This window comes from Gemmatimonadaceae bacterium (genome assembly GCA_035533755.1).
In the GTDB taxonomy this organism is placed as follows: Bacteria; Gemmatimonadota; Gemmatimonadetes; order Gemmatimonadales; family Gemmatimonadaceae; genus JAGWRI01.
In genome coordinates this window covers 18,931-39,524 of sequence record DATLTC010000053.1, presented here as the reverse complement: position 1 = coordinate 39,524, position 20,594 = coordinate 18,931, and the positions used below count along the sequence as shown (strand labels likewise).

Annotated in this window: 21 protein-coding genes; 14 read left to right on the top strand and 7 right to left on the bottom strand. The window is 70.4% G+C overall.

Features of this window, described 5'->3' with window-relative positions; genetic code table 11:
* Positions 1-5 precede the first annotated feature (5 nt).
* The 4 genes from VNE60_07525 to groL all read left to right on the top strand — a co-directional run bounded on the left by VNE60_07525 (position 6) and on the right by groL (position 3,750).
* The gene (locus VNE60_07525) at positions 6-755 is read left to right on the top strand and encodes a biotin--[acetyl-CoA-carboxylase] ligase (GenBank protein HVB31352.1); all 750 of its coding nucleotides are present in this window, start codon (positions 6-8) and stop codon (positions 753-755) included.
* On the top strand, positions 752-1,528 hold the full coding sequence (locus VNE60_07520) for a type III pantothenate kinase (protein HVB31351.1): 777 nt from the start codon (positions 752-754) through the stop codon (positions 1,526-1,528). The genes VNE60_07525 and VNE60_07520 overlap by 4 nt, the downstream gene beginning before the upstream one ends.
* Positions 1,529-1,786: 258 nt before the next feature.
* A complete protein-coding gene (locus VNE60_07515; GenBank protein HVB31350.1) occupies positions 1,787-2,071 on the top strand; it encodes a co-chaperone GroES in 285 nt (94 codons plus the stop codon).
* A gap of 44 nt (positions 2,072-2,115) precedes the next feature.
* Positions 2,116-3,750: a chaperonin GroEL gene (groL, locus tag VNE60_07510; GenBank protein HVB31349.1), complete on the top strand. Its 1,635-nt coding sequence runs from the start codon at positions 2,116-2,118 to the stop codon at positions 3,748-3,750.
* A 114-nt stretch (positions 3,751-3,864) separates the two neighbouring features.
* On the opposite strand, the gene VNE60_07505 is transcribed toward groL, so the two are convergent.
* Genes VNE60_07505 through VNE60_07485 form a run of 5 tightly spaced genes read right to left on the bottom strand, consistent with a single transcriptional unit; the run spans position 3,865 to position 7,686 of the window.
* Positions 3,865-4,680 (bottom strand): MBL fold metallo-hydrolase, encoded by an 816-nt coding sequence (locus VNE60_07505; GenBank protein ID HVB31348.1) that lies wholly within the window; start codon positions 4,678-4,680, stop codon positions 3,865-3,867.
* A 2-nt stretch (positions 4,681-4,682) separates the two neighbouring features.
* Entirely contained in the window at positions 4,683-5,882 is a 1,200-nt protein-coding gene (locus tag VNE60_07500) for a putative sugar nucleotidyl transferase (GenBank protein HVB31347.1), read from the bottom strand.
* Positions 5,879-6,916 (bottom strand): sugar phosphate nucleotidyltransferase, encoded by a 1,038-nt coding sequence (locus tag VNE60_07495; GenBank protein HVB31346.1) that lies wholly within the window; start codon positions 6,914-6,916, stop codon positions 5,879-5,881. Before VNE60_07495 ends, VNE60_07500 begins: the two co-directional genes overlap by 4 nt.
* Positions 6,913-7,302 carry a response regulator gene (locus VNE60_07490; protein ID HVB31345.1) on the bottom strand — a complete coding sequence of 130 codons (390 nt, stop codon included), beginning with the start codon at positions 7,300-7,302 and terminating at the stop codon, positions 6,913-6,915. Before VNE60_07490 ends, VNE60_07495 begins: the two co-directional genes overlap by 4 nt.
* Positions 7,303-7,332: 30 nt before the next feature.
* The gene (locus tag VNE60_07485; GenBank protein ID HVB31344.1) at positions 7,333-7,686 is read right to left on the bottom strand and encodes a roadblock/LC7 domain-containing protein; all 354 of its coding nucleotides are present in this window, start codon (positions 7,684-7,686) and stop codon (positions 7,333-7,335) included.
* A gap of 141 nt (positions 7,687-7,827) precedes the next feature.
* Here VNE60_07485 and VNE60_07480 point away from each other — a divergent pair, with 141 nt between their 5' ends.
* The 7 genes from VNE60_07480 to gatB are packed head-to-tail and all read left to right on the top strand — an operon-like array spanning position 7,828 to position 16,279.
* Positions 7,828-8,397, top strand: coding sequence for a hypothetical protein (locus VNE60_07480; GenBank protein HVB31343.1), 570 nt, complete (start codon positions 7,828-7,830; stop codon positions 8,395-8,397).
* A 3-nt stretch (positions 8,398-8,400) separates the two neighbouring features.
* Positions 8,401-9,675, top strand: coding sequence for a serine--tRNA ligase (gene serS, locus VNE60_07475; protein HVB31342.1), 1,275 nt, complete (start codon positions 8,401-8,403; stop codon positions 9,673-9,675).
* A 5-nt stretch (positions 9,676-9,680) separates the two neighbouring features.
* Entirely contained in the window at positions 9,681-10,826 is a 1,146-nt protein-coding gene (locus VNE60_07470) for an ATP-binding protein (GenBank protein HVB31341.1), read from the top strand.
* Positions 10,826-13,156, top strand: a complete 2,331-nt coding sequence (locus VNE60_07465) for a UvrD-helicase domain-containing protein (GenBank protein HVB31340.1) — start codon at positions 10,826-10,828, stop codon at positions 13,154-13,156. Before VNE60_07470 ends, VNE60_07465 begins: the two co-directional genes overlap by 1 nt.
* On the top strand, positions 13,156-13,458 hold the full coding sequence (gene gatC / locus VNE60_07460) for an Asp-tRNA(Asn)/Glu-tRNA(Gln) amidotransferase subunit GatC (protein ID HVB31339.1): 303 nt from the start codon (positions 13,156-13,158) through the stop codon (positions 13,456-13,458). Before VNE60_07465 ends, gatC begins: the two co-directional genes overlap by 1 nt.
* On the top strand, positions 13,455-14,834 hold the full coding sequence (gatA, locus tag VNE60_07455; protein ID HVB31338.1) for an Asp-tRNA(Asn)/Glu-tRNA(Gln) amidotransferase subunit GatA: 1,380 nt from the start codon (positions 13,455-13,457) through the stop codon (positions 14,832-14,834). The genes gatC and gatA overlap by 4 nt, the downstream gene beginning before the upstream one ends.
* A complete protein-coding gene (gene gatB / locus VNE60_07450; protein HVB31337.1) occupies positions 14,831-16,279 on the top strand; it encodes an Asp-tRNA(Asn)/Glu-tRNA(Gln) amidotransferase subunit GatB in 1,449 nt (482 codons plus the stop codon). The genes gatA and gatB overlap by 4 nt, the downstream gene beginning before the upstream one ends.
* Here gatB and VNE60_07445 read toward each other — a convergent pair.
* Both VNE60_07445 and VNE60_07440 read right to left on the bottom strand, forming a co-directional pair.
* Positions 16,249-17,178: a zinc dependent phospholipase C family protein gene (locus VNE60_07445; protein HVB31336.1), complete on the bottom strand. Its 930-nt coding sequence runs from the start codon at positions 17,176-17,178 to the stop codon at positions 16,249-16,251. The two genes, gatB and VNE60_07445, sit on opposite strands and share 31 nt — an antisense overlap.
* On the bottom strand, positions 17,175-17,837 hold the full coding sequence (locus tag VNE60_07440) for a hypothetical protein (protein HVB31335.1): 663 nt from the start codon (positions 17,835-17,837) through the stop codon (positions 17,175-17,177). The genes VNE60_07445 and VNE60_07440 overlap by 4 nt, the downstream gene beginning before the upstream one ends.
* Before the next feature lie 141 nt (positions 17,838-17,978).
* On the opposite strand from VNE60_07440, the gene murA reads away from it, so the two are divergent.
* The 3 genes from murA to VNE60_07425 all read left to right on the top strand — a co-directional run bounded on the left by murA (position 17,979) and on the right by VNE60_07425 (position 20,562).
* Positions 17,979-19,274, top strand: a complete 1,296-nt coding sequence (gene murA / locus VNE60_07435) for a UDP-N-acetylglucosamine 1-carboxyvinyltransferase (protein ID HVB31334.1) — start codon at positions 17,979-17,981, stop codon at positions 19,272-19,274.
* The gene (locus VNE60_07430) at positions 19,271-20,017 is read left to right on the top strand and encodes a polyphenol oxidase family protein (GenBank protein HVB31333.1); all 747 of its coding nucleotides are present in this window, start codon (positions 19,271-19,273) and stop codon (positions 20,015-20,017) included. The genes murA and VNE60_07430 overlap by 4 nt, the downstream gene beginning before the upstream one ends.
* A gap of 89 nt (positions 20,018-20,106) precedes the next feature.
* Positions 20,107-20,562, top strand: a complete 456-nt coding sequence (locus tag VNE60_07425; protein HVB31332.1) for a hypothetical protein — start codon at positions 20,107-20,109, stop codon at positions 20,560-20,562.
* Positions 20,563-20,594: the final 32 nt, after the last annotated feature.

Genomic DNA, 20,594 nt, shown 5'->3' with positions numbered 1-20,594 from the left:
GCGCGATGGTCCCCACGCTCCGCTACGACGGCGTCGCGGCCGACGCGCTCGCCGGCGCGCTCGGCGTGCCGGCGCTCGAACTGTTCGACACGGTGGGTTCGACCCTCGACGTCGCGCACGCGCGCGCCGCGGAGGGGGCCGACGCGGGCACGCTGGTCCTGGCCGATGAACAGACGGCCGGCCGCGGCCGCCAGGGACGCCCCTGGGTGTCGCAGCGCGGGAGCGGCATCTGGCTCACCCTCATCGAACGGCCGCGCGATCCGCGCGCCGTGGATGTCCTGTCGCTGCGACTGGGACTGCACGCGGCCGCCGCGCTCGCGCCCTTCGCCGGCTCCCCGATCGGCCTCAAATGGCCCAACGACCTCTACGTCGACGGGCGAAAGCTGGCCGGCATCCTCGTCGAGGCGCGGTGGCGGGAGCAGCGGCTGGACTGGATCGCCGTCGGGTTCGGCATCAATGTTCGAACGCCCGACGCGATGCCCGAGGCGGCGGCCCTCCGGGCCGGCGTCTCGCGCGTGGCGGTGCTGCAGCGGCTGGTGCCGGCGCTGCGAGCCGCAGCCGCCGAGTCGGGCGGGCTCCGCGCCGAGGAACTCGCCGCCTACGCGGCGCGGGACGTGGCGCGGGGCCGGCGGTGCGTCGAGCCGGCGCGGGGCACGGTGACCGGAATCGATGCGTCCGGCGCCGTGGTGATCGATACCGGCGCCGGCGCGCACGCGGTGCGCGCGGGCTCGCTCGTTCTCCTGGAGGAAGTGTGAATCTCGTCTTCGACGTGGGTAACACCGAAACGACCGTCGGCCTGTTCGACGCCGGCCAACTGCGCGGCCACTGGCGCATCACCTCCGACGTGGCCCGGACTCCCGACGAGATCGGCGTGCTGCTCCGCGCCCTGCTCGCCGGCCACGGGTTCGACCACGGCGCGGTGACCGGCGTGGCGATCGCATCGGTCGTGCCGCCGATCACGCAGCCGCTGCACGAGGCCTGCGAACGCTGGATCTCGCACGCGCGCCTCGTCGTCATCGACCCCACCGCGAAGCTCCCGATCCGCCTGCAGGTGGATGAGCCGCTCACCGTGGGGGCGGACCGCATCGTCAACACGCTCGCCGCCAGCCAGATCCACAAGCGCGACGCCATCATCGTGGACCTCGGCACCGCCACCACGTTCGACTGCGTGACTCGCGACGGCGTCTTCCTGGGCGGAGTGATCGCCCCCGGCGTGCGCACGTCCGCCGAAACGCTGTTCCGGCGCACGTCCAAGCTGCCGGCCACCGAGCTCGTGCCGCCCGACCGCGTGATCGGCACGCGGACCGAAGCCTGCATCCGCGCCGGCGTCATGTTCGGCGCCGCGGACTCCATCGACGGCCTCGTGGCGCGCATCAAGGCCGAGTGGCCGGGCAAGGAGACCCCGACGGTGATCGCCACCGGCGGGCTGGCCGAAGCGTTCCGGGATCTCTGCCGGTCGTTCGAGGTGATCGATCCGTACCTGACCCTGACCGGGCTGGACCTGGCGTTCGGGCTTCTGACTGCCTAGGTGGCACCCGGCAAGCCAACCCGACGGCGTGTCGTGGCAATTTTGGCGGGTCTTTCTGGCACGTAAGTCGCTACAATCGAAGCAGATAGCCGCGAGGAGCTGACCGGTCACCGCCTTGCATGTCGCCCTCGGAGCGGCTACCTTTCCCCCTGATTGGCACTCGGGACGTGTGAGTGCTAACACATCAGGACAACACCCATCACCTCACCAGCTTCAGTCGGAGGGGCAGTACCAATGGCAACCAAGAGCGCTTCAGGCGTGAAGGTCTCGCCGCTGGCGGATCGCGTCGTAATCAAGCCGATGGAAGAGGCCGAGCAGATGCGCGGCGGACTCTACATCCCCGACACCGCCAAGGAGAAGCCGCAGCAGGGCGAGATCATCGCCGTCGGACCGGGCCGCTACGAGAAGGACAAGCGCGTTCCGATGGAAGTGAAGGTCGGCGACAAGGTCCTGTACGGAAAGTACAGCGGCACCGAAGTCACGGTCGACGGTGAGCCGGTGCTCATCCTCCGCGAGTCCGACGTACTCGCGGTCGTCGGCTGAGTCCCTTTTTTCCAACCAATTCTCGCTTGTAGAGGAATCAGACCATGGCAGCAAAGGAACTCCACTTCAACGTGGACGCCCGCGCGGCGCTCAAGCGCGGCGTGGATCAGCTCGCCGAAGCGGTGAAGGTGACGCTCGGCCCGAAGGGACGGAATGTCGTGATCGACAAGAAGTTCGGTGCCCCGACCGTGACCAAGGACGGCGTCACGGTGGCCAAGGAGATCGAGCTCGCCGATCCGATTGAGAACATGGGCGCGCAGATGGTCAAGGAAGTCGCGACCAAGACCTCGGACAACGCCGGCGACGGCACGACCACGGCCACGGTGCTCGCTCAGGCGATCTTCCGTGAAGGCCTCAAGAACGTCACCGCCGGCGCCAACCCGATGGCGATCAAGCGCGGCATCGACCAGGCCGTCACGGCCGTGATCGAGGAACTCAAGAAGATCAGCGTGCCGACGTCGGGCAAGAAGGAGATCGCGCAGGTGGGCACGATCTCGGCGAACAACGATGCCGAGATCGGCAAGCTCATCTCCGAAGCGATGGAGAAGGTGGGCAAGGACGGCGTCATCACGGTCGAGGAGGCCCGTGGCCTCGAGACCACGCTGGAGACGGTGGACGGCATGCAGTTCGATCGCGGCTACGTCTCGCCCTACTTCGTGACCGATCCCGAGAAGATGGAAGCGGCGCTCGAAGACGCCTACATCCTCATTCACGACAAGAAGATCTCGGCGATGAAGGACCTGCTTCCGGTGCTCGAGAAGGTGGCGCAGACGGGCAAGCCGCTGCTCATCATCGCCGAGGACATCGAAGGCGAGGCCATGGCGACGCTCGTCGTCAACAAGCTGCGCGGCACGCTCAAGGTGTGCGCCGTCAAGGCGCCGGGCTTCGGCGACCGCCGCAAGGCGATGCTCGAAGACATCGCCGTGCTGACCGCCGGCCAGGTGATCAGCGAGGACGTCGGCTTCAAGCTCGAGAACGCCGTGCTCGGCGATCTCGGACGGGCCAAGCGCGTCGTCGTGGACAAGGACAACACCACGCTCATCGACGGCAACGGCGATGAGAAGAAGATCGAGGGTCGCATCTCCGAGATCCGCGTCGCGATCGACAAGAGCACGTCGGACTACGACAAGGAGAAGCTCCAGGAGCGGCTGGCCAAGCTCGCCGGCGGGGTGGCGGTGATCAACGTCGGCGCCGCGACCGAAGCCGAGATGAAGGAGAAGAAGGCCCGCGTCGAGGATGCGCTGCACGCCACGCGTGCCGCCGTCGAAGAGGGCATCGTCCCGGGCGGCGGGGTGGCGCTCATCCGTGCCCAGCGCGCGCTCAAGGGCCTCAAGACCCGCGAGGCCGACGAGCAGATCGGCGTCGACATCATCCGTCGCGCCATCGAAGAGCCCATCCGCATGATCGTGTTCAATGCGGGCGGCGAAGGCTCGATCGTGGTCGAGAAGGTGCGGGCGTCCAAGGATGACGCGTTCGGGTACAACGCGCTCACCGACACGTACGAGAACCTCGTGCAGGCCGGGGTCATCGATCCGACCAAGGTCACCCGCACGGCGCTGCAGAACGCGGCGTCGATCGCCGGGCTCCTCCTGACGACCGAAGCGCTGATCGTCGAGAAGAAGGAAGAGCGTGGCGCGCCGGCCGCTCCGGCCGGTGGTGGCATGGGCGGGATGTACTAGCCACACCGCAGTCGGCTGGCAGGTATCAGCTTTCTGTGAACAACGGGCGGGGCGGGGCTGCGCGAGCGGCTCCGCCCCGTTCGCGCGTGCCGGCGCGCCGCGCCGCGACCGCCGCTACAGATCGAGGCGGTACTGCGGCGCGGCGGCGGTCGCCGGCCGGCCCACGGCGAACGGCCCGATCACGGCGTCGGGGAGCGCCGTCGTCACCTCCCCGCGGTACACGGTGCGCTTCACCTCACGCTCCGTGGTCTCACGGGCCAGCGCCGGGGCGTTGCAGTTCTGGCTGAGGTGGGCCAGCACCACGTGGCGCAGCCGCGGCGTCATGCTGTCGCGGATCAGCGCCGCCGCGTGGCGATTGGCCAGATGGCCGCGGTCCCCGGCGATCCGCGCCTGCACCACCGGCGGATACGGCCCCGCGCGCAACATCCCTTCGTCGTGGTTCGACTCGAGGATCAGCAGGTCCACGTCGCGGCACAGCGCGCGCACTCCGTCGCTCACGTGCCCGATGTCGGTGCACACCGTGGCGCGCTCGCCCGTTGCCCGCGCCGTGACCACCACGCCCACCGGCTCCGCGGCGTCGTGCGGCGTGCCCACGGTGGCCACGTCCATGGTGCTGAACGCCAGCGAGGCGCCGGCGGCGAACGGGTGCACGCGGGCGCCGACCAGATCGGGGGTCCCGGCGATCGTTCCCCGCGTCGCGTGCACCGCCCATCCCCACTTGCGCGCCGCCGCGGCGGCGCCCTTCACGTGGTCGGTATGCTCGTGCGTGAGCACACAGGCCTCGATGGATTCCGGCGCCACCCCGATCGCGGCCAGACGGCCGGCCAGCGTGCGCACGCCGAACCCCGCGTCCACCAGGATGCGGCCCGCCCCGGCTTCCAGGAGAACGGCATTGCCGCCGCTGCCGCTGCCCAGCACCCAGACGCGCATCGCTATCTCGCGGTCCAGCGCGTGACGTGCGCGGCGCTGAGCTGGGCCCGGGTGCGGTCGGTCATCACCACGCCCCGACGCTGCATCATCCGCTCGGCGGCTTCAAGAAATTTCGGAAGTTCGTAGGTGGCGTACGGCGGGGCGTCGCCCCACGCGAACGGCGGCACGACCTTGGGCATCACCCCGCCGCCGAAGATGTTCGCGCCGGCGCCGATCACCGTGCCCGTGGTGAGCCGGACGCCGATCCCCGTCTTCGCATGGTCGCCGATCATCGCCCCCAGGAACTGCATCCCGCTGTCGCGCAGACCGGTGGGCGTCCACAGCGCCACCGACCCGTAGGTGTTCTTGAGGTTGCTGGTGATCGTTCCGGCGCCGAGGTTCACCCAGCGGCCCAGGTAGGAGTGGCCCACGAATCCGTCGTGCCCCTTGTTGCTGTGGCCGAGGATGATCGACGTGCTCAATTCACCGTGCACCCGGCACGATTCGCCGATCGAACTGGCGGCGATGCGGCCGCCGCCCACCACGGAGTTCTTGCCGATCACGCACGGCCCTACGATCCGCGTGAACGCCTGGACGGTCGCGCCCCGCCGGATGAGCACGGGGCCGCCCGTGACGTCAAACATCACCATCGGTTCCACCACGGCGTCGCGCTCCACGAACACCGGGTGCTCGCCGGCGCGCGCGCCGTGCGTGGCGCTCAGCAGCGACGCGCCGTCGCTCAGCGCCGCGATGTCCTCCAGGAGCTGCGCCGGCAGATCCCGGATGAAGTGCCAGATCTCGTCGATCCACCGGCCGTGCACCTGGGCGCTCCGGCCCTCGGGCGCGGCCAGCGTCTCGAGCGCGCGCTCCCCCTCCTGCAATTCGTCGAGCGCCACCGGCCACCGCAGGCGCACCGCGGCCACCCGCCCATCGCACCGCCAGACGTCGGCGTCCGGCGCGTGAGCGAGCGCCACCGCACAGCGCGCATTGGCGAGGATCGTCCCGGCCGGCAGCGCGTCGCGCACCACGCGCGGCGAATCGTCCTCGGCGAACGCCGCCAGGTGCGGGGCGCTCACCAGGCCGGCGGCCGGACGTCCGATCGCGGTTTCCCAGCGCTCGCGCAGGAGCAGCGCTCCCGACCGCAACTCGCCGATCGGACGGCTCAGCGCGAACGGCTCGAACTGGCGCGCCCGGGCGTCGTCGTACAGGAACAGTTCGCTCATGGCCGGTCGCGCACCGCGGGCGGAAGTTGGGCGAGCAGGTCCTTCAGCGTGTGCGACTTGTCGACCGTCGTGACCACGGTCATCCCGTCGCACGTGACCACCACCAGATCGCGGACGCCGTACAACACCACCGTGCCGCGCTCGGCGAGCACCACGTTGTCGTGCGCCTCCACGGCATACACGTCGCCGCCCAGCGCGTTGCCGGCGGCGTCGAGCGCGCGCACCCGCCGCAGCGCGCCCCATACGCCGATGTCGTCCCAGCCGAAATCGCCGGGCAGCACGAGCACGCGGGCGCTGCGCTCCATCACCCCCACGTCCACCGAGATCGGCGTGGCGACGCGCGCGAAGAAGGCCGCCAGGTCGTCCCCGTGGGCGTCGAGGGCCGGTGCCACCTCGGGCGTGTGGGCGTGCACTTCGGCCAGATAGTCGTCCACGCGCCATACGAAGATGCCCGAATTCCACAGGTAGCCGTCGGCGCACATCTGCGTGGCCCGCGCCAGATCGGGCTTCTCCACGAAGCGCGCCACCCGCCGCACCCCGGGGGAGATCTCCGCTGCCGGCTGCACGTAGCCGAACCCGGGGTCCGGCCGCGACGGGACCACCCCCACCGTGACCAGGCTCCGGTGCTGCTCGGCGGCCTCGGCCGCCCGGGTCAGCGTCCGGCGGAACCCGTCGGCGTCGGCCACCGCCCAGTCGGCGTGCACGGAGAGCATCGTGGCGGACGGGCCGTCCACGGTCGCGATGTGGTGCGCGGCCCACGCCAGCGCGGCCGCCGTCCCCGCCGGGCGGGGCTCGGCGATCAGGTTGCCGGCCGGGATCTCCGGCGCCAGCGCTGCGATCGCGGGAACGAGCGACGCGTTGGTGAGTATCAGCGTGTGGGCCGCGTCGGCCAGCGGGCGCACGCGATCCAGCGTGTCGCGGAGCAGCGACTGGCCGCTCACCAGCGGCAGCAGCTGTTTGGGGCGGTCGGGGGTGCTGAGCGGCCAGAAGCGGGACCCGATCCCCCCCGCCAATACCACAACCCAGCGACTCATGCGATGTCCACGCCGGAATTCTCCGCGGTCAGTCCCACCAGCTCGGCGGCCCGCGCGTAGAGCCGCTTCGGGCTGAACGGCTTCGTGAAGAAATCACTCGCCCCGATGGCCATCGCGCGTCGTTGGTATTCCTCCTCGCCCGCCGCGGTGAGGATGATGCACGGGATGTCGCGCCACCGTTCGTCGGCGTGCATCGCCGCCAGCACCTCGAGGCCGCTCAGGTGGGGCATCATCACGTCGAGCAGGGCCAACTCGATGTCGGGTTCGCGCTCCAGCAGCGCCATCGCTTCGCGGCCGTCGTACGCGAGCGAGACCCGGAACGGGCCCTGCTCGAGCTTCATCTTGATGATGCGGCCGATGTGGGGCTCGTCATCGGCAACGAGCACATGGCAGATCGGTCGGGGAGACGGCACGGGTCAGACGAGCGCGGCGATGTGCTCTCGATTGCGGCGCAACTCGTACAACAGCTGCCCCACATTGGCGCCCGGCGCGAGGAGCACGAACAGCACGGCCTCCGCGGTCAGCGCCGAGACGATGGCCAGGCCGTCGTGGTGCTCGAGGACGGCGGTCCGCAATTCGCCGCGCCCGCTGGCGGCGCCGAGGTCGTCGGCCGAGGCGAGGATCGGCGGAATCCGGGCGGCAAGATCCTCGGGATCCAGTCCTGCGATCACCTGGCTGTCGATCAGCAGTCCGTCGCGGCCAAGGATGACCGCGGCCTCCACCCCCTCGCGCTGCCTGATGGCAACGACGAGATCGCGAATGCTCGCCATTCCCGCTCCCTGGAAAGTGTTGGCGAAGCTAGAGATCCCCCACGGCGAAGTCAAGCGATCGCAATCGCTTGAAGTCCCTCAGCGCAGTCGGTATCCTTCGCCCTTGCATCCCCTGCTGGTCGGTTTCCTCGGCCCCCGATAATGCCAAGATTTTCGCTGATTCTCGGCGCGGCCACCGCCGCGTTCTGCGTGGGCTGCGGGGCCCTCAAGCCCCCGGCCGCCCAGTTCCCGACCACGATCACGTCGCCCACCGTGTACGCGCTGAACGGGAGTCCGGCGGCCACGCCTGCGGGGATCGACTTCCTGTCGGGGTCCGCGGTCAGCGTGGATGCCAATTTCTATTTCAACGTCGCCCTCGACATCGATACCGCCGGCCGCATCGTGATCTACCCGGCGCGCGCCGTGGTCAGCGGTCTCGCGAGCGTGAACAGCGTGGGTCTGCAGAAGATCGGGGGCATCTTCGACGACTACACGCAGGCCGCCAAGGGCGGGTACACCTACGACTCGACGCTCGTCGTGCCGGTGGGGCAGGTGGTCGCGGTGAACGTGCTCGACGCGACCACCTGCACGGTCTACTCGCTGGGCAGTTCCTACTATGCCAAGTTCGTGGTGGACAGCATCAACCCGCTGCTCCGCGCCATGTACACGCGCGTGATCTCCGACCCCAACTGCGGCTACACCACGCTCACCCCCGGCGTCCCCACGAAGTGATCCATGCACGATCTCCGAATGCTGCGCGATCAGATCGACGTGCTGCGCGACGGCATGCGTCGCCGGGGCGCCGGCGAGGCGCTGGCGGGAGTGGTGGATCGGGGTGAAGCGCTCGAGCGCGAGCGGCGGGCGCTGATCACGGCGGTCGAGGAGAAGAAGGCGGAGCGCAACGCCACGTCGCAGGAAGTGGCGCGGCGGAAGCGGGCCGGCGAGGACGCCGACGAGTTCATCGCCCGCGGACGCGCGATCGGCGCTGCGATCGCGGGCGAAGAGGCCAGGGTGGCCGAGGTCGAGGCGGCGCTGCAGCAGGTGCTCCTCGATATCCCCAACGTCCCCCTGCCCGCGGTGCCCGCGGGCGGCGAGGCCTGCAATGTCATCGTCAAGACGTGGGGCACGCCCCGCGACCCGGCGGGCGTGAAGCCGCACTGGGACGTGATGGCGGCGCTCGGCATGCTGGATCCGGCGCGGGCGGCGAAGATCAGCGGATCCGGGTTCGCCGTCTACCGTGGCCAGGGCGCGCGGCTGGTGCGGGCCCTGCTCGCCATGTTCATGGACACGCACGCGCGCGAGCACGGCTACGAGGAAGTGTGGCCGCCGCAGCTCGTCACGCGCGCGACGATGACCGGAACGGGCCAGCTGCCCAAGTTCGAGGACGACGCGTACGCCACGCGCGGCGACGACCTGTTCCTCATTCCCACCGCCGAGGTCCCGGTCACGAATCTCTACCGCGACGAGATTCTCGAGGCGACGCAGCTTCCGATGGCCTTCGTGGCCTACTCGCGATGCTTCCGGCGCGAAGCCGGCTCCGCGGGCAAGGACACGCGCGGCATCCTGCGCACGCACGAGTTCGACAAGGTGGAACTGGTGCGCTACGCGGCCCCGGAAGATTCGGAGGCCCAGCTCGAGGCGCTCACGCGGCACGCCGAGACTCTGCTCGAACGCCTCGAGATCCCGTACCGGCGCAAGCTGCTCGCCGCCGGCGACACGGGCTTCTCGTCGGCCAAGACCTACGACCTCGAGGCCTGGGCCCCGGGGGTGGGCGCGTGGCTCGAGGTGTCGTCGTGCAGCACGTTCACCGACTTCCAGGCCCGCCGCGCGAACATCCGCTACCGCCCGGCGCCGGGCGAGAAGCCCAGGTTCGTGCACACGCTCAACGGCTCGGGCCTGGCGTTTCCCCGCACCATCGCCTGTCTGCTCGAGCACCACCAGCAGCCGGACGGCTCGGTGGCGGTGCCGGCGGCACTGCGGCCCTACCTGGGGACGGACCGGCTCGCGTGATACGCATGCGGCGCGGCGCGCCGGAAGTGCTCGTAGCCACGCTCATCGTTCTCCTGCTCGGGTCGTACGTGTATTACACGCAGCGGGTGGTCACGGCCCTCCGCGGCGAGGCGGAACGCTCCAGCCGCATGTACTCGCGGGTGTATCGCGCGCTGAGCGACACGAGCGAGAACGCGGCATTCCAGGCGCTGTTCGACATCTCCAAGGGCATCCGCGAACAGGGCGTTCCGCTCATCGTCACCGACAGCGGGGGCACGCCGCTCTTCCACGCCAACCTGCCGTTCGACTCCGTGGGCGACGCCGACCCGCGCGTGCGCGCCTACGTGGGCGTGCTCGACCGCCAGAATCCGCCCGTGGTCGAGACGCTGTGGCAGGTGCATTACGGCAACACGCCCCTCGTGTACTGGTTGCGCATCATTCCGCCGCTCCAGGCGGTGACGGCGCTCCTCCTGCTCCTCGCCGGCGTGTACATCATCCGCAGCCGCACCGATGCGGCGCGGGAGCACCTCTGGGCCGGCATGGCGCGCGAGTCGGCGCACCAGCTGGGCACCCCGCTGTCGAGCATCGGCGGCTGGATCGAACTGCTGGAGGACCGGGGCGCGGATGATCCCGGCGCGCGCGCCATGGCCGCGCACATGCGGGCCGATCTCGACCGGCTGGATCGCGTGGCCCACCGCTTCGAGCGCATCGGCCGCGAGCCCAAGCGCGAGCCGGTGGATCTCGACGCCATGGTCGACCGCCTGGCGGTCTACTTCCGCGCGCGGGTCCCCACGCTGGCCAACACGATCGTGATCGACGTGCAGCACGCCGATGGGCCGCTCGTCGTGACCGGCGACGCCGTGCTCCTCGAGTGGGCGGCCGAGGTGCTCGTCAAGAATGCGCTCGATGCGCTCGCCGGCCGCGGCGGCCGGATCACCATCTCCACCGAACGGCTGGCCGAGAGCGGCTCGCGCCTGCGCGTGAGCGACGACGGCCCCGGCATTCCGCGCGAGCTGCGCGACCGGATCTTCGAGCCCGGGTTCTCCACCAAGCAGGCCGGGTGGGGCATCGGCTTGGCGCTCGCCAAGCGCATCGTCGAGGAGAACCACCAGGGGCGGCTGCTACTCGCGCCCACCGACCGCGGGGCGACATTCGACGTTATCTTTCGTTGATGCTGCAACCCACCGACGACGCGCTGCTCGAAGGCTTGAACGCCGCGCAGCGCGAAGCCGTTCTCCATCATGAAGGCCCGCTCCTCGTGCTCGCCGGCGCCGGCTCCGGCAAGACGCGCGTGCTCACGCGTCGCATCGCCCGGCTCATCCGGACGCATGGCGTGGCCCCCTCGCAGATCCTCGCCGTCACCTTCACCAACAAGGCGGCGGGCGAGATGCGCGAGCGCATCGCGTCGCTCCTCGCCCACGAGCCGGCCGGCATGTGGGCCGGCACCTTCCATGCGATCGGCGCCCGGATGCTGCGCGGCGCGGCCCACCTCGTGGGGCGCACGCCGGCGTTCACGATCTACGACGAGGACGATTCCCTCGCCCTCCTCAAGCGCCTCATGGAACGCCACGGCGTCTCGCCCAAGCAGTACGCGCCCCGCGCCGTGCGAGGCGCGATCTCCGACGCCAAGAACGCCCTCGTCGCGCCCGACGAATACGCGTCGCTCGCCGCCGATCCGTTCACCCGGGCCATCGCCCCGGTGTACGCCGACCTCGAGTCCGCCCTGCAGCGCGCCAACGCCGCCGACTTCGACGACCTGCTCGTGCTGCCGGTGCGCATCCTCGAGCGCCATCCCGATCAGCTCGACCGGCTCCGGCGCAAGTTCCGCTACCTGCTCGTGGACGAATACCAGGATACGAATCGCGCCCAGTACCGCCTGATCTCGCTGCTCGGCGGCGGGCACGGGAACGTCTGCGTCGTCGGCGACGACGACCAATCCATCTACGGCTGGCGCGGCGCCGACCTGCGCAACATCCTCGACTTCGAGAAGGATTTTCCGCAGGCGCAGGTCGTGCGACTGGAAGACAACTACCGGTCCACGCCGCCGATCCTCGCGCTGGCCAACGTCGTGATCGCCGCCAACGCCGGGCGCATGGGCAAGACCCTCCGCGCCACCTTGAGCGGCGGCGACCGCGTCGTGTCGGTGCGCGCGCTCGATGAGCGCGACGAGGCCGACTGGCTGGTCGAGGAGCTGCGCCGTCAACGCGGATCGAGCGACTGGCAGCTGCGCGACTTCGCCGTGCTCTACCGCACCAACGCCCAGAGCCGCGCCATGGAAGAGGCGCTGCGCCGCCACGCCGTGCCGTACCGGCTCATCGGCGCCGTGCGCTTCTACGACCGTCGCGAGATCCGCGACGTGATGAGCTACCTCAAGCTCGTCGCCAATCCCGCCGACGACGAGGCCTTTCGCCGCGCCGTGGCGGTCCCCCGCCGCGGCGTCGGCGACGCGACGATCGAGATGCTCGCCGAGCGCGCGCGCCACGCCGGTCTCACACTGTTCGCCGCCGCCACCCGCGACGACCTGCTCGACGGCGTCCGCCCGGCTACCCGGACGGCCCTCGCCGACTTCGTCGCCCTCATCGCGCGCTTCCGCGACCAGGCCCGCGAGTCCGCCGTGGACGAGCTCCTGCGCGACCTCGTCGAGGCCATCCACTACGCCGACCACCTGCGCGCCGAGGGCGAGGAGGTGGCGCGCGACCGCCTGGACAACGTGCGCGAACTCATCGCCGGCGCATCGGAGACGGTGGCCGACGTCGAGGGGGAGGTGGGACTCACGCCCCTCGACGTGTTCCTGCAACGCGCCACCCTCGTCGCCGACGTCGACCAGTTGGCCGCCGATGCCGATGCCGTGACCCTGATGACGCTGCACAATGCCAAAGGGCTGGAATTCCCCGTGGTGTTCATCGGGGGCCTCGAGGACGGACTCTTTCCCCTCGCCCGCGCCTACGACGATCCGGCGATGCTCGAGGAGGAGCGCCGCCTGTTCTACGTGGGCATCACCCGCGCCGAGCGGCGGCTGTATCTCCTGCATGCCGAATCGCGCCGTCGCAACGGGGAGTTCATGCCGTCCCGCCCGTCGAGCTTTCTCACCGCCATTCCCGATGGGATGCTCGAGCGGCGCGAGACGATTCGCGTCCGCAGCAGCGGGCGCGGGGTGATGGCCGGCCTCGGCGGCCGCTCCGACCGGGGCGCCGTGGGCCGGTCCTGGTCCAACGGCTCGTCGCTCATCGACGACGACGATATCTTCCCATCGGGCAGCGCCGCGGCCCGCCGCCCCGGCAGTCCGGTGCCTTCGGCGGTCAACGTCGAGGACGAATCGCAGGACGCCGCGGTCATCGCCGTCGGCTCCCGCGTCACGCATCGCAAGTTCGGCGCCGGGACCATCGCCGAGATCACGGGGAGTGGCGCGCAGACCAAGGCGCGCGTGGACTTCGACGACGAAGCCGTCGGGCGCAAGACGCTCGTCGTCGCGCAGGCGAACCTCGAACGCGGAATCGACTGATGGCGGTCTCACTCGACGACGTGCGGCACATCGCGGGACTGGCGCGGCTCGGGCTCACCGACGAACGCGCCCACGCGCTCGTGGCCGAACTCAACACGATCCTCGGGCACATGGACGCGCTCTCGCGTGTCGACACCTCGCAGGCCGCGAGCGCCGAGGCCGGCGCCGGCATGCCGCTGCGCGAGGACGTTGGCCCCGCCGATCCCCTCGATCGCGCACCGGAAAAGTTCGCGCCCTCCGTGCGCGACGGATTCTTCCTCGTCCCGCGGCTCGCCACGCACGAGACCGGAGAGGAGGCATGAGCGCCGCCGCCCGGGAAGCCGTGGCGGCGGCGGCCCGCCGCGCCGACGAGGTGAACGCCGGCCGCGACGGCCTCAATATCTTCGCCTGGCGAGACGACGCCGCCGCGTTCACCGACGCCGACACCAGCCCCGACGGGCCGCTCGCCGGCTTCCCGGTGGCCGTCAAGGACAACATCGCCACGCGGACGCTGCCCACCACCTGCGGGTCGCGCATCCTGCGCGGGTTCGTCAGTCCCTACGAGGCCACCGTCGTCCGCCGTCTGCGCGCCGCGGGCGCCGTCGTGTTCGGCAAGACGAACATGGACGAATTCGCCATGGGCTCGTCCACCGAGCACAGCGCGTACGGCCCTACCCGGAACCCGGTGGCCCCCGACCGCGTGCCCGGCGGGTCGTCCGGCGGATCGGCCGCCGCCGTCGCGGCCGGCGTCGTGCGCATCGCCCTTGGATCCGAGACCGGTGGGTCGGTGCGCCAGCCCGCCGCGCTGTGCGGGGTGGTGGGCGTGAAGCCCACGTACGGACGGGTCAGCCGCTACGGCCTCGTCGCCTTCGCCTCGTCCCTCGATCAGGTGGGGGTGTTCGGCGCCGGCGTGGATGACGCCGCACTGGCGCTCGGCGTCGTCGCCGGCCGCGACCCGTATGACGCCACGTCGGTGGACCGCCCCGTGCCCGACTACCGCGCGGCCGCGCACGCGTCGCTGCGCGGCCTGGTCGTCGGCAAGCCGCGCGAATACTTCCCGGCCGATCTCGAACCGCGCGTGCGGGCGCACTGCGAACGCGCGCTCGACCTCCTGCGGGCGGCCGGCGCCGAGATCCGGGACGTCTCGCTCCCCCATACGGCGCTCGCCATCCCGGTGTACTACATCGTCGCGCCCGCCGAAGCGTCGTCCAACCTGGCGCGGTTCGACGGCGTGCGCTACGGCCTGCGGCTGGACGGCGACGGGCTGCGCGGGATGTATGAGGCCACCCGCTCCCAGGGGTTCGGCGCCGAGGTGACCCGGCGCATCATGCTCGGCACGTACGTGCTCTCGGCGGGCTATTACGATGCGTATTACCGCAAGGCGCAGCAGGTGCGGCAGCTCATCACCGACGACTTCACCCGCGTGTTCGCCAGCGGCGTGCATCTCCTGTTCACGCCCACCACGCCCACGCCGGCGTTCCCCATCGGCGCCACCACCGATCCGTACGAGATGTACCTGAACGACATCTTCACGGCCACGGCCAACCTCGCCGGCGTGCCGGCCATGTCGCAGCCCATCGGGCGCGTCGACGGCTTGCCCGTGGGCGGCCAGTTCATCGCCCCTCTCTTCGACGAGGCGCGCATGTTCTCGGCCGCGTTCGCGCTCGAGCGCGCGCTCGGCGAGGAGGCGCACCGATGAGCGCCTCCACGTTCGCGGCGTTCGCCGAACGGTACGAGATGGTCGTGGGACTCGAAGTCCACGTCCAGCTCAAGACCGCGACCAAGGCGTTCTGCGCCTGTTCGTCGGCGTTCGGCGCGCCGCCCAACACCAACGTCTGTCCGGTGTGCCTGGCGCTGCCGGGCGCGCTGCCCGTGCTCAATGCGCGCGCCGTGGAACTCGCCGTGCGCGCGGCGCTCGCCATCGACTGCACGGTGCACGGCGTGTCCGTGTTCGCGCGCAAGAATTATTTCTACCCGGATCTCCCCAAGGGCTACCAGATCTCCCAGTTCGATCAACCGCTGGCCACCGGCGGGGCGCTCGCTACCGGCCACCGATCGGTGGGCATCACCCGCGTGCATATGGAGGAGGACGCCGGCAAGTCCATCCACGATCGATTCTCCGGAGCCACGGCCATCGACCTCAATCGGGCCGGCGTGCCGCTGATCGAGATCGTGAGCGAGCCCGACATGCGCTCGGCCGCCGATGCCGGCGCCTACCTGCGCGCCCTCAAGCAGGTGCTCGAGTACGTGGACGTGAGCGACGTGAGCATGGAGGAGGGCTCGCTCCGCGTGGACGCGAACATCAGCGTGCGCCCGCACGGCGACGCGGCCCTCGGCACCAAGACCGAAGTGAAGAACATGAACTCCTTCTCCGGCGTGGAACGGGCCCTCGACGCGGAATTCGTGCGTCAGTGCGCGCTGATCGACGCCGGTGGGCGCGTGGAGCAGCAGACGATGCTGTGGGACGGCGCGGCGGCGGAGGTGCGGCCGGCGCGCAGCAAGGAGGGGAGCCACGACTACCGCTACTTCCCGGAACCCGATCTGCCGCCCCTCGTGCTCGCGGGCGATTTCGTCGCTCGCATCCGGCGCGATCTGCCCGAGCTTCCCGCCGCGCGGCGCGCGCGCTACGTGGCCGACTACGCGCTCGGGGAGTACGACGTCGAGGTGCTCACGGCCAGCCCGCGCGTGGCCGACTATTTCGAGGCCACGGTGCGCGCCCATGGCGATGCCAAGGCGTCCGCCAATTGGGTCATGGGTGAGGTCCTCGGCGCGCTGAAAGCGAGCGGAGAAGACATCGCCGATTTCCGTGTTCAGCCGGCCGCGCTGAGCGCGCTGCTCGGGTTGGTGCGCGACGGCGTGGTGAGCCACACCGCCGCCAAGCAGATATTCGGCATCATGGTCGCGTCGGGTGGAGCACCGGCCGAGATCGCCGCTCGGGAGGGCCTCGTGAAGGTCTCCGACGACGACGCGCTGGGGACGTGGCTCGACGAGGTCATCGCGGCCATGCCGGCCGAGGCCGAGCGGTTCCGCCAGGGCGAGAAGAAACTCCAGGGCGTGCTCATCGGCGCCGTGATGAAGAAATCCAAGGGCAGCGCCGACCCCAAGCGGCTCGCTCAGCTGCTCGCGGCGCGGCTCGGGTCGTAGATCGGAGAAGGCAGCGATCGCGCGAACGTGAGCGTGGCCGCCGGCATTCCGAAATGTTCCACGGCGTGCTCCCGCACGGCCTCCTCGCCGCCCAGCCGCAGGGCCTGCCGGCGCACGCGTTTGGCGCGCCCCAGGCGCTCGTCGCCCGACGGATCGAGCCGGTACGGGTCGGAGTGATCCAGACGCTGCATCAGGTCCACGATGAAGTCGAACGAGCGCTCCAGGTATCCTCCGACTTCCGCATCCTGCAGGTCCCAGCGGCTCTTCTCGGACATCAACTGGAAGATCCGCTGCCACGACTCGGAATCCGCCACGTGCACCATGCCGCGGAAGATGCGCCGGTTGGTCTGCGTGCTGAACAGCGTGGGGCTCAGGATGCGGTCGAGCAACGAATCCGACGTCGAGTGATCGAGCAGGATCAGGTCGCGTGCCCGCCGGCTGTATCGCTCGCCCAGATGCGTTTCGAACCGGCTCTCCCAGTAGCTGTGCCCGATCGATGACGTGGACGACGTGACCGTGAGCTGCATGGGGACGAAGTAGTTGTGCGCCACCGCGTCGGCCGCCAGGTGCGCCAGGTACCCCAGCGAGAACGCGCGCAGCGGCTCGTCGCCCGCCGCTTCATGAATGTCGAAGCCCACTTCCCACGAATGGCAGTGGCGGCCGGCCGGCGCGTACTTCTTGGCGATGCTCGTATCGGCCGCGATCGACCCGTACAGGAAATCGTACGGAAAGGCGTGCAGGAGATCGGCGATCGACGACGGCAGGAACTGGGCCGATCGGAGGACGGCTTCGCCCAGAAAGACATGCGTGCCCGGGGTCCACGCCAGGGCGGGGTGGGGAAGGGCCGCGACGAGGAACGCGGCGATCCCCAGCATCGCCGCGATCCGGCCCACGGTCACGTTCCGCGGCGCCGGTGACGGCGCAGCCGCGGCGCCCGCGAGTGCGGCGCTGAATCCGCCGGATCGTCGGGCGCATCGGCGTCCGGCGCGTCGTCGGGCTCATCGGGCTCCGGCTCGTCGAGCGCGGGCGGCGCCTCGTCCTTCGAGCGCCGCCGCCTGATCGCCCGCACGCCGGCCCGCAGCCCGCGCGCCGCCGAGGCCGTGCTGAGAAAGAGGTCCTCGGCTTCCTCCTGCGCGGCGCCGAGCAGCGCGTCGAAGTCGCGCACCCGCGCGCCGGCGATATCGGCGATCTCCCGGAGCTGCGCGTCGAACTGCTCCACCGTCTCGCTCAGCCGCTCCACATCCTCGCGCACCGTCTGCGAGATCTGCTCGGCGTTCAGCATCACGCCGCGGGTGCGCTCGAGCACCGGAGCCACGTCGTGGCGCAACCCGTCCAGGATCACCGCCAGCTGCCTGAACCGATTGCGGACGTACCAGGCCGCGGGAAAGACCAGCAGCACCAGCGCCAGCAGCAGGAGCGTCAGAATGCCGCTCGCCACGTGGGTCATCTGGTCGAACCAGCCGCGGGCGACGATCTGCCGGGTCACGATCGTATCCGGGAGTGTCGCCACCGCCTGCAGCAGCCAAGCGCTCGCGCGCACCATCAAGACCGGCATCATGGGTGGGTGAACGTACGTACGCAGGTGCGCGTCATCGTGTCAAGCGATCCGGCGCACGCTTGACGCACCCTCCGTGCGCCCGTCATTCTTCGCCATCGTCCGTCGCCGCACCGTCCGCTGTCCCTTCGATCGCCGAGCGTCATGAGCGCCTTGCAGTTCGTCGTCCAGGGAGGGCATTCGCTCTCCGGAACCATCCGCCCCGCGGGCAACAAGAACGCGGCGCTGCCGATCATCGCCGCCACGCTGCTCACCGAACAGCCGGTGACCCTCACCAACGTGCCGCGGATCCGCGACGTCGAGACCCTCGTCGAGCTCGTCCGCTCGGTGGGCGCCTCCGCCGAGTGGTCGGATCGGAACACCCTCGCCGTCCACGCCCGTTCGGTGCACGCCGCCCGGCTCGATCCGGTGCTCTGCGCGCGCATCCGCGCGTCGATCCTCCTCGCCGCGCCGCTCCTCGCGCGGAGCGGCGCCGTGGTCCTGCCGCCTCCCGGCGGCGACGTGATCGGCCGCCGCCGGCTCGATACGCATTTCCACGTGCTGCGCGAACTCGGCGCCACGTTCACGGTGTCCACGCAGTACGAGATGCGCGTCGACGGGTTCACCGGAGCCGACGTGTTCCTCGACGAGCCCAGCGTGACCGCCACCGAGAACGCCCTCATGGCGGCCGCCACGGCCCGTGGCACGACGGTGCTCCGCAACGCGGCCGGCGAGCCGCACGTGCAGGACCTGGCGCGTTTCCTCGTCGCGCTCGGGGCGCAGATCCACGGGATCGGCACCAACACGCTGACCATCGACGGCGGGCGGTCGCTGGGCGGCGCCACCTACGAGATCGGCCCCGATCATATCGAGGTCGGCTCGTTCATCGGCCTCGCCGCGGTCACCAACTCCGCGCTCCGCATCGAGCGCGCCGGCGTTGAACACCTGCGTTCCACCCGCATCGGGTTCGAGCGCCTGGGCATCACCTGCCAGGTGGACGGCGCGGACCTCGTGGTGCCCGCCGACCAGGCCCGGATCATGCAGAGCGATCTCGGCGGCCACGTCCCCAAGCTCGAAGACCAGCCCTGGCCGGCGTTCCCGGCCGACCTCATGTCCATCGCGATCGTGACCGCCACGCAGTGCCACGGCGTGATCCTGATGCACGAGAAGATGTTCGAATCGCGCATGTTCTTCGTGGACAAGCTGGTGGGCATGGGGGCGCGGATCGTGCTGTGCGACCCGCACCGCGCGCTCGTCGTCGGTCCGTCGCGACTCCACGCCGGCAGCGTCGACTCGCCCGATATCCGGGCCGGCATGGCGATGCTCCTCGCCGCCCTCGCCGCCGACGGACAGAGCACGATCCACAACGTGCAGCAGATCGAGCGCGGCTACGAGCGCATCGACGAGCGCCTGCGCGCCCTCGGCGCGCAGATCGAGCGGGTCGAAGTGCGCGACGCGTGATCGCCGCGTTGCCCGCCGCGGAGCCGGTCGAGGACCTCACCGCGCTCGGCTTCGTGGCGTTCACCACCACCCGTGACGCGGGCAGCTTCGGCACCGCCACCGACGAGCCCGTGGGGGACGTCATGGGGCGCTGGAACGCCCTCACTGCGGCCCTCGACGCCCGCGGGGTGGGCCGCCTGGCCACGGCCGCGCAGGTCCACGGCGCCCGCGTGATCACGCATGCACCGGGCTGGTCGGGCTGGCTGCGCGCGCCCGGCGCCGACGGCCACGCCTGCCCGCCCACGCCGGCCACCGCGGCCGCCGTCATGGTGGCCGACTGCGTGCCGGTGTTCCTCGCCCATCCCTCGGGCGCGTGCGCGCTGCTCCATTCGGGCTGGCGCGGCACCGAGGCCCGGATCGTCGAAGCGGGCATCGCGGCGCTCGCCGCCCTCGCGTGCCCCCCGCGAGATCTCACCCTGCACCTCGGGCCGGCGGTGTGCGGCCGGTGTTACGAGGTCAGTCCGGACGTTCATGCCCGGCTCACCGGGCGTGCGGTGGTTCGTCCGACACCGGTGGATCTCCGCGCGCTCATCGCGGGCCACGCCCGCGCGCAGGGCGTGATCAGGATTTCCACGAGCCGGTGGTGCACGCGATGCGACAACGAACGGTTCTTCTCGCATCGCGCCGGCGACGCCGGCCGGCAGATCGCCGTGCTGGCCTTCCCCTCGGTGCGTTCGCTTGACTCACCTACGCACATCCTGTAGGTTCCTAGTCACACGCGGTGGTTGCCGCGCGGAAATGTGGGGGAGGTTCCCCACATTTTTTGTTTCTGTAGGGGTACCTTCCAAATAGCGTGAACGAAGAGCTGGAACGTCTTGTCAATCAAGAGCTTGGAGCGCTGGAATTTGACCTTGTCGAGTTCCGGCGTGGGGGCACGAAGTCGCGCCCCCTCATCGAGGTCCGGATTGATCGGCGTGACGGCCAGAAGGTTACGGTAGACGATTGTGCCCGTGCATCCCGCGCCATCGAGGCGCGACTGGACGGCAGTGCGCTCCTGTCCGACCGCTACGATCTGCAGGTGTCCTCGCCTGGCGAGCGGCCCCTGCGCACGGCGGCGGAATGGCGCCGGTTCATCGGGCGGTGGGCGAATGTCTTGAGCCCGGTTCACGGGGGGCGGTTCGAAGCTCGGATCGTCGGCGTGGAGGCGGAGGGCGGTGCGGACCTGATCGAACTGGAACTGGAATCGGGGGAGCGCCGACGCGTCCTCCTCGATGCGGTGAAGGAGGCTCGGCTCGCGTTCCGCGTGTAACGGGATGAACGGATCGGCATGGGTGCCCGCGG

Bases quoted from the DNA above. Each gene is read 5' to 3' on its own strand.
- VNE60_07485 (HVB31344.1), bottom strand. From the start codon at position 7,686: ATGGCGAGCATTCGCGATCTCGTCGTTGCCATCAGGCAGCGCGAGGGG.
- VNE60_07480 (HVB31343.1), top strand. From the start codon at position 7,828: ATGCCAAGATTTTCGCTGATTCTCGGCGCGGCCACCGCCGCGTTCTGC.
- gatB (HVB31337.1), top strand. From the start codon at position 14,831: ATGAGCGCCTCCACGTTCGCGGCGTTCGCCGAACGGTACGAGATGGTC.
- serS (HVB31342.1), top strand. From the start codon at position 8,401: ATGCACGATCTCCGAATGCTGCGCGATCAGATCGACGTGCTGCGCGAC.
- VNE60_07505 (HVB31348.1), bottom strand. From the start codon at position 4,680: ATGCGCGTCTGGGTGCTGGGCAGCGGCAGCGGCGGCAATGCCGTTCTC.
- murA (HVB31334.1), top strand. From the start codon at position 17,979: ATGAGCGCCTTGCAGTTCGTCGTCCAGGGAGGGCATTCGCTCTCCGGA.
- gatA (HVB31338.1), top strand. From the start codon at position 13,455: ATGAGCGCCGCCGCCCGGGAAGCCGTGGCGGCGGCGGCCCGCCGCGCC.
- VNE60_07495 (HVB31346.1), bottom strand. From the start codon at position 6,916: ATGAGTCGCTGGGTTGTGGTATTGGCGGGGGGGATCGGGTCCCGCTTC.
- VNE60_07470 (HVB31341.1), top strand. From the start codon at position 9,681: ATGCGGCGCGGCGCGCCGGAAGTGCTCGTAGCCACGCTCATCGTTCTC.
- groL (HVB31349.1), top strand. From the start codon at position 2,116: ATGGCAGCAAAGGAACTCCACTTCAACGTGGACGCCCGCGCGGCGCTC.
- gatC (HVB31339.1), top strand. From the start codon at position 13,156: ATGGCGGTCTCACTCGACGACGTGCGGCACATCGCGGGACTGGCGCGG.
- VNE60_07465 (HVB31340.1), top strand. From the start codon at position 10,826: ATGCTGCAACCCACCGACGACGCGCTGCTCGAAGGCTTGAACGCCGCG.
- VNE60_07500 (HVB31347.1), bottom strand. From the start codon at position 5,882: ATGAGCGAACTGTTCCTGTACGACGACGCCCGGGCGCGCCAGTTCGAG.
- VNE60_07525 (HVB31352.1), top strand. From the start codon at position 6: ATGGTCCCCACGCTCCGCTACGACGGCGTCGCGGCCGACGCGCTCGCC.
- VNE60_07440 (HVB31335.1), bottom strand. From the start codon at position 17,837: ATGATGCCGGTCTTGATGGTGCGCGCGAGCGCTTGGCTGCTGCAGGCG.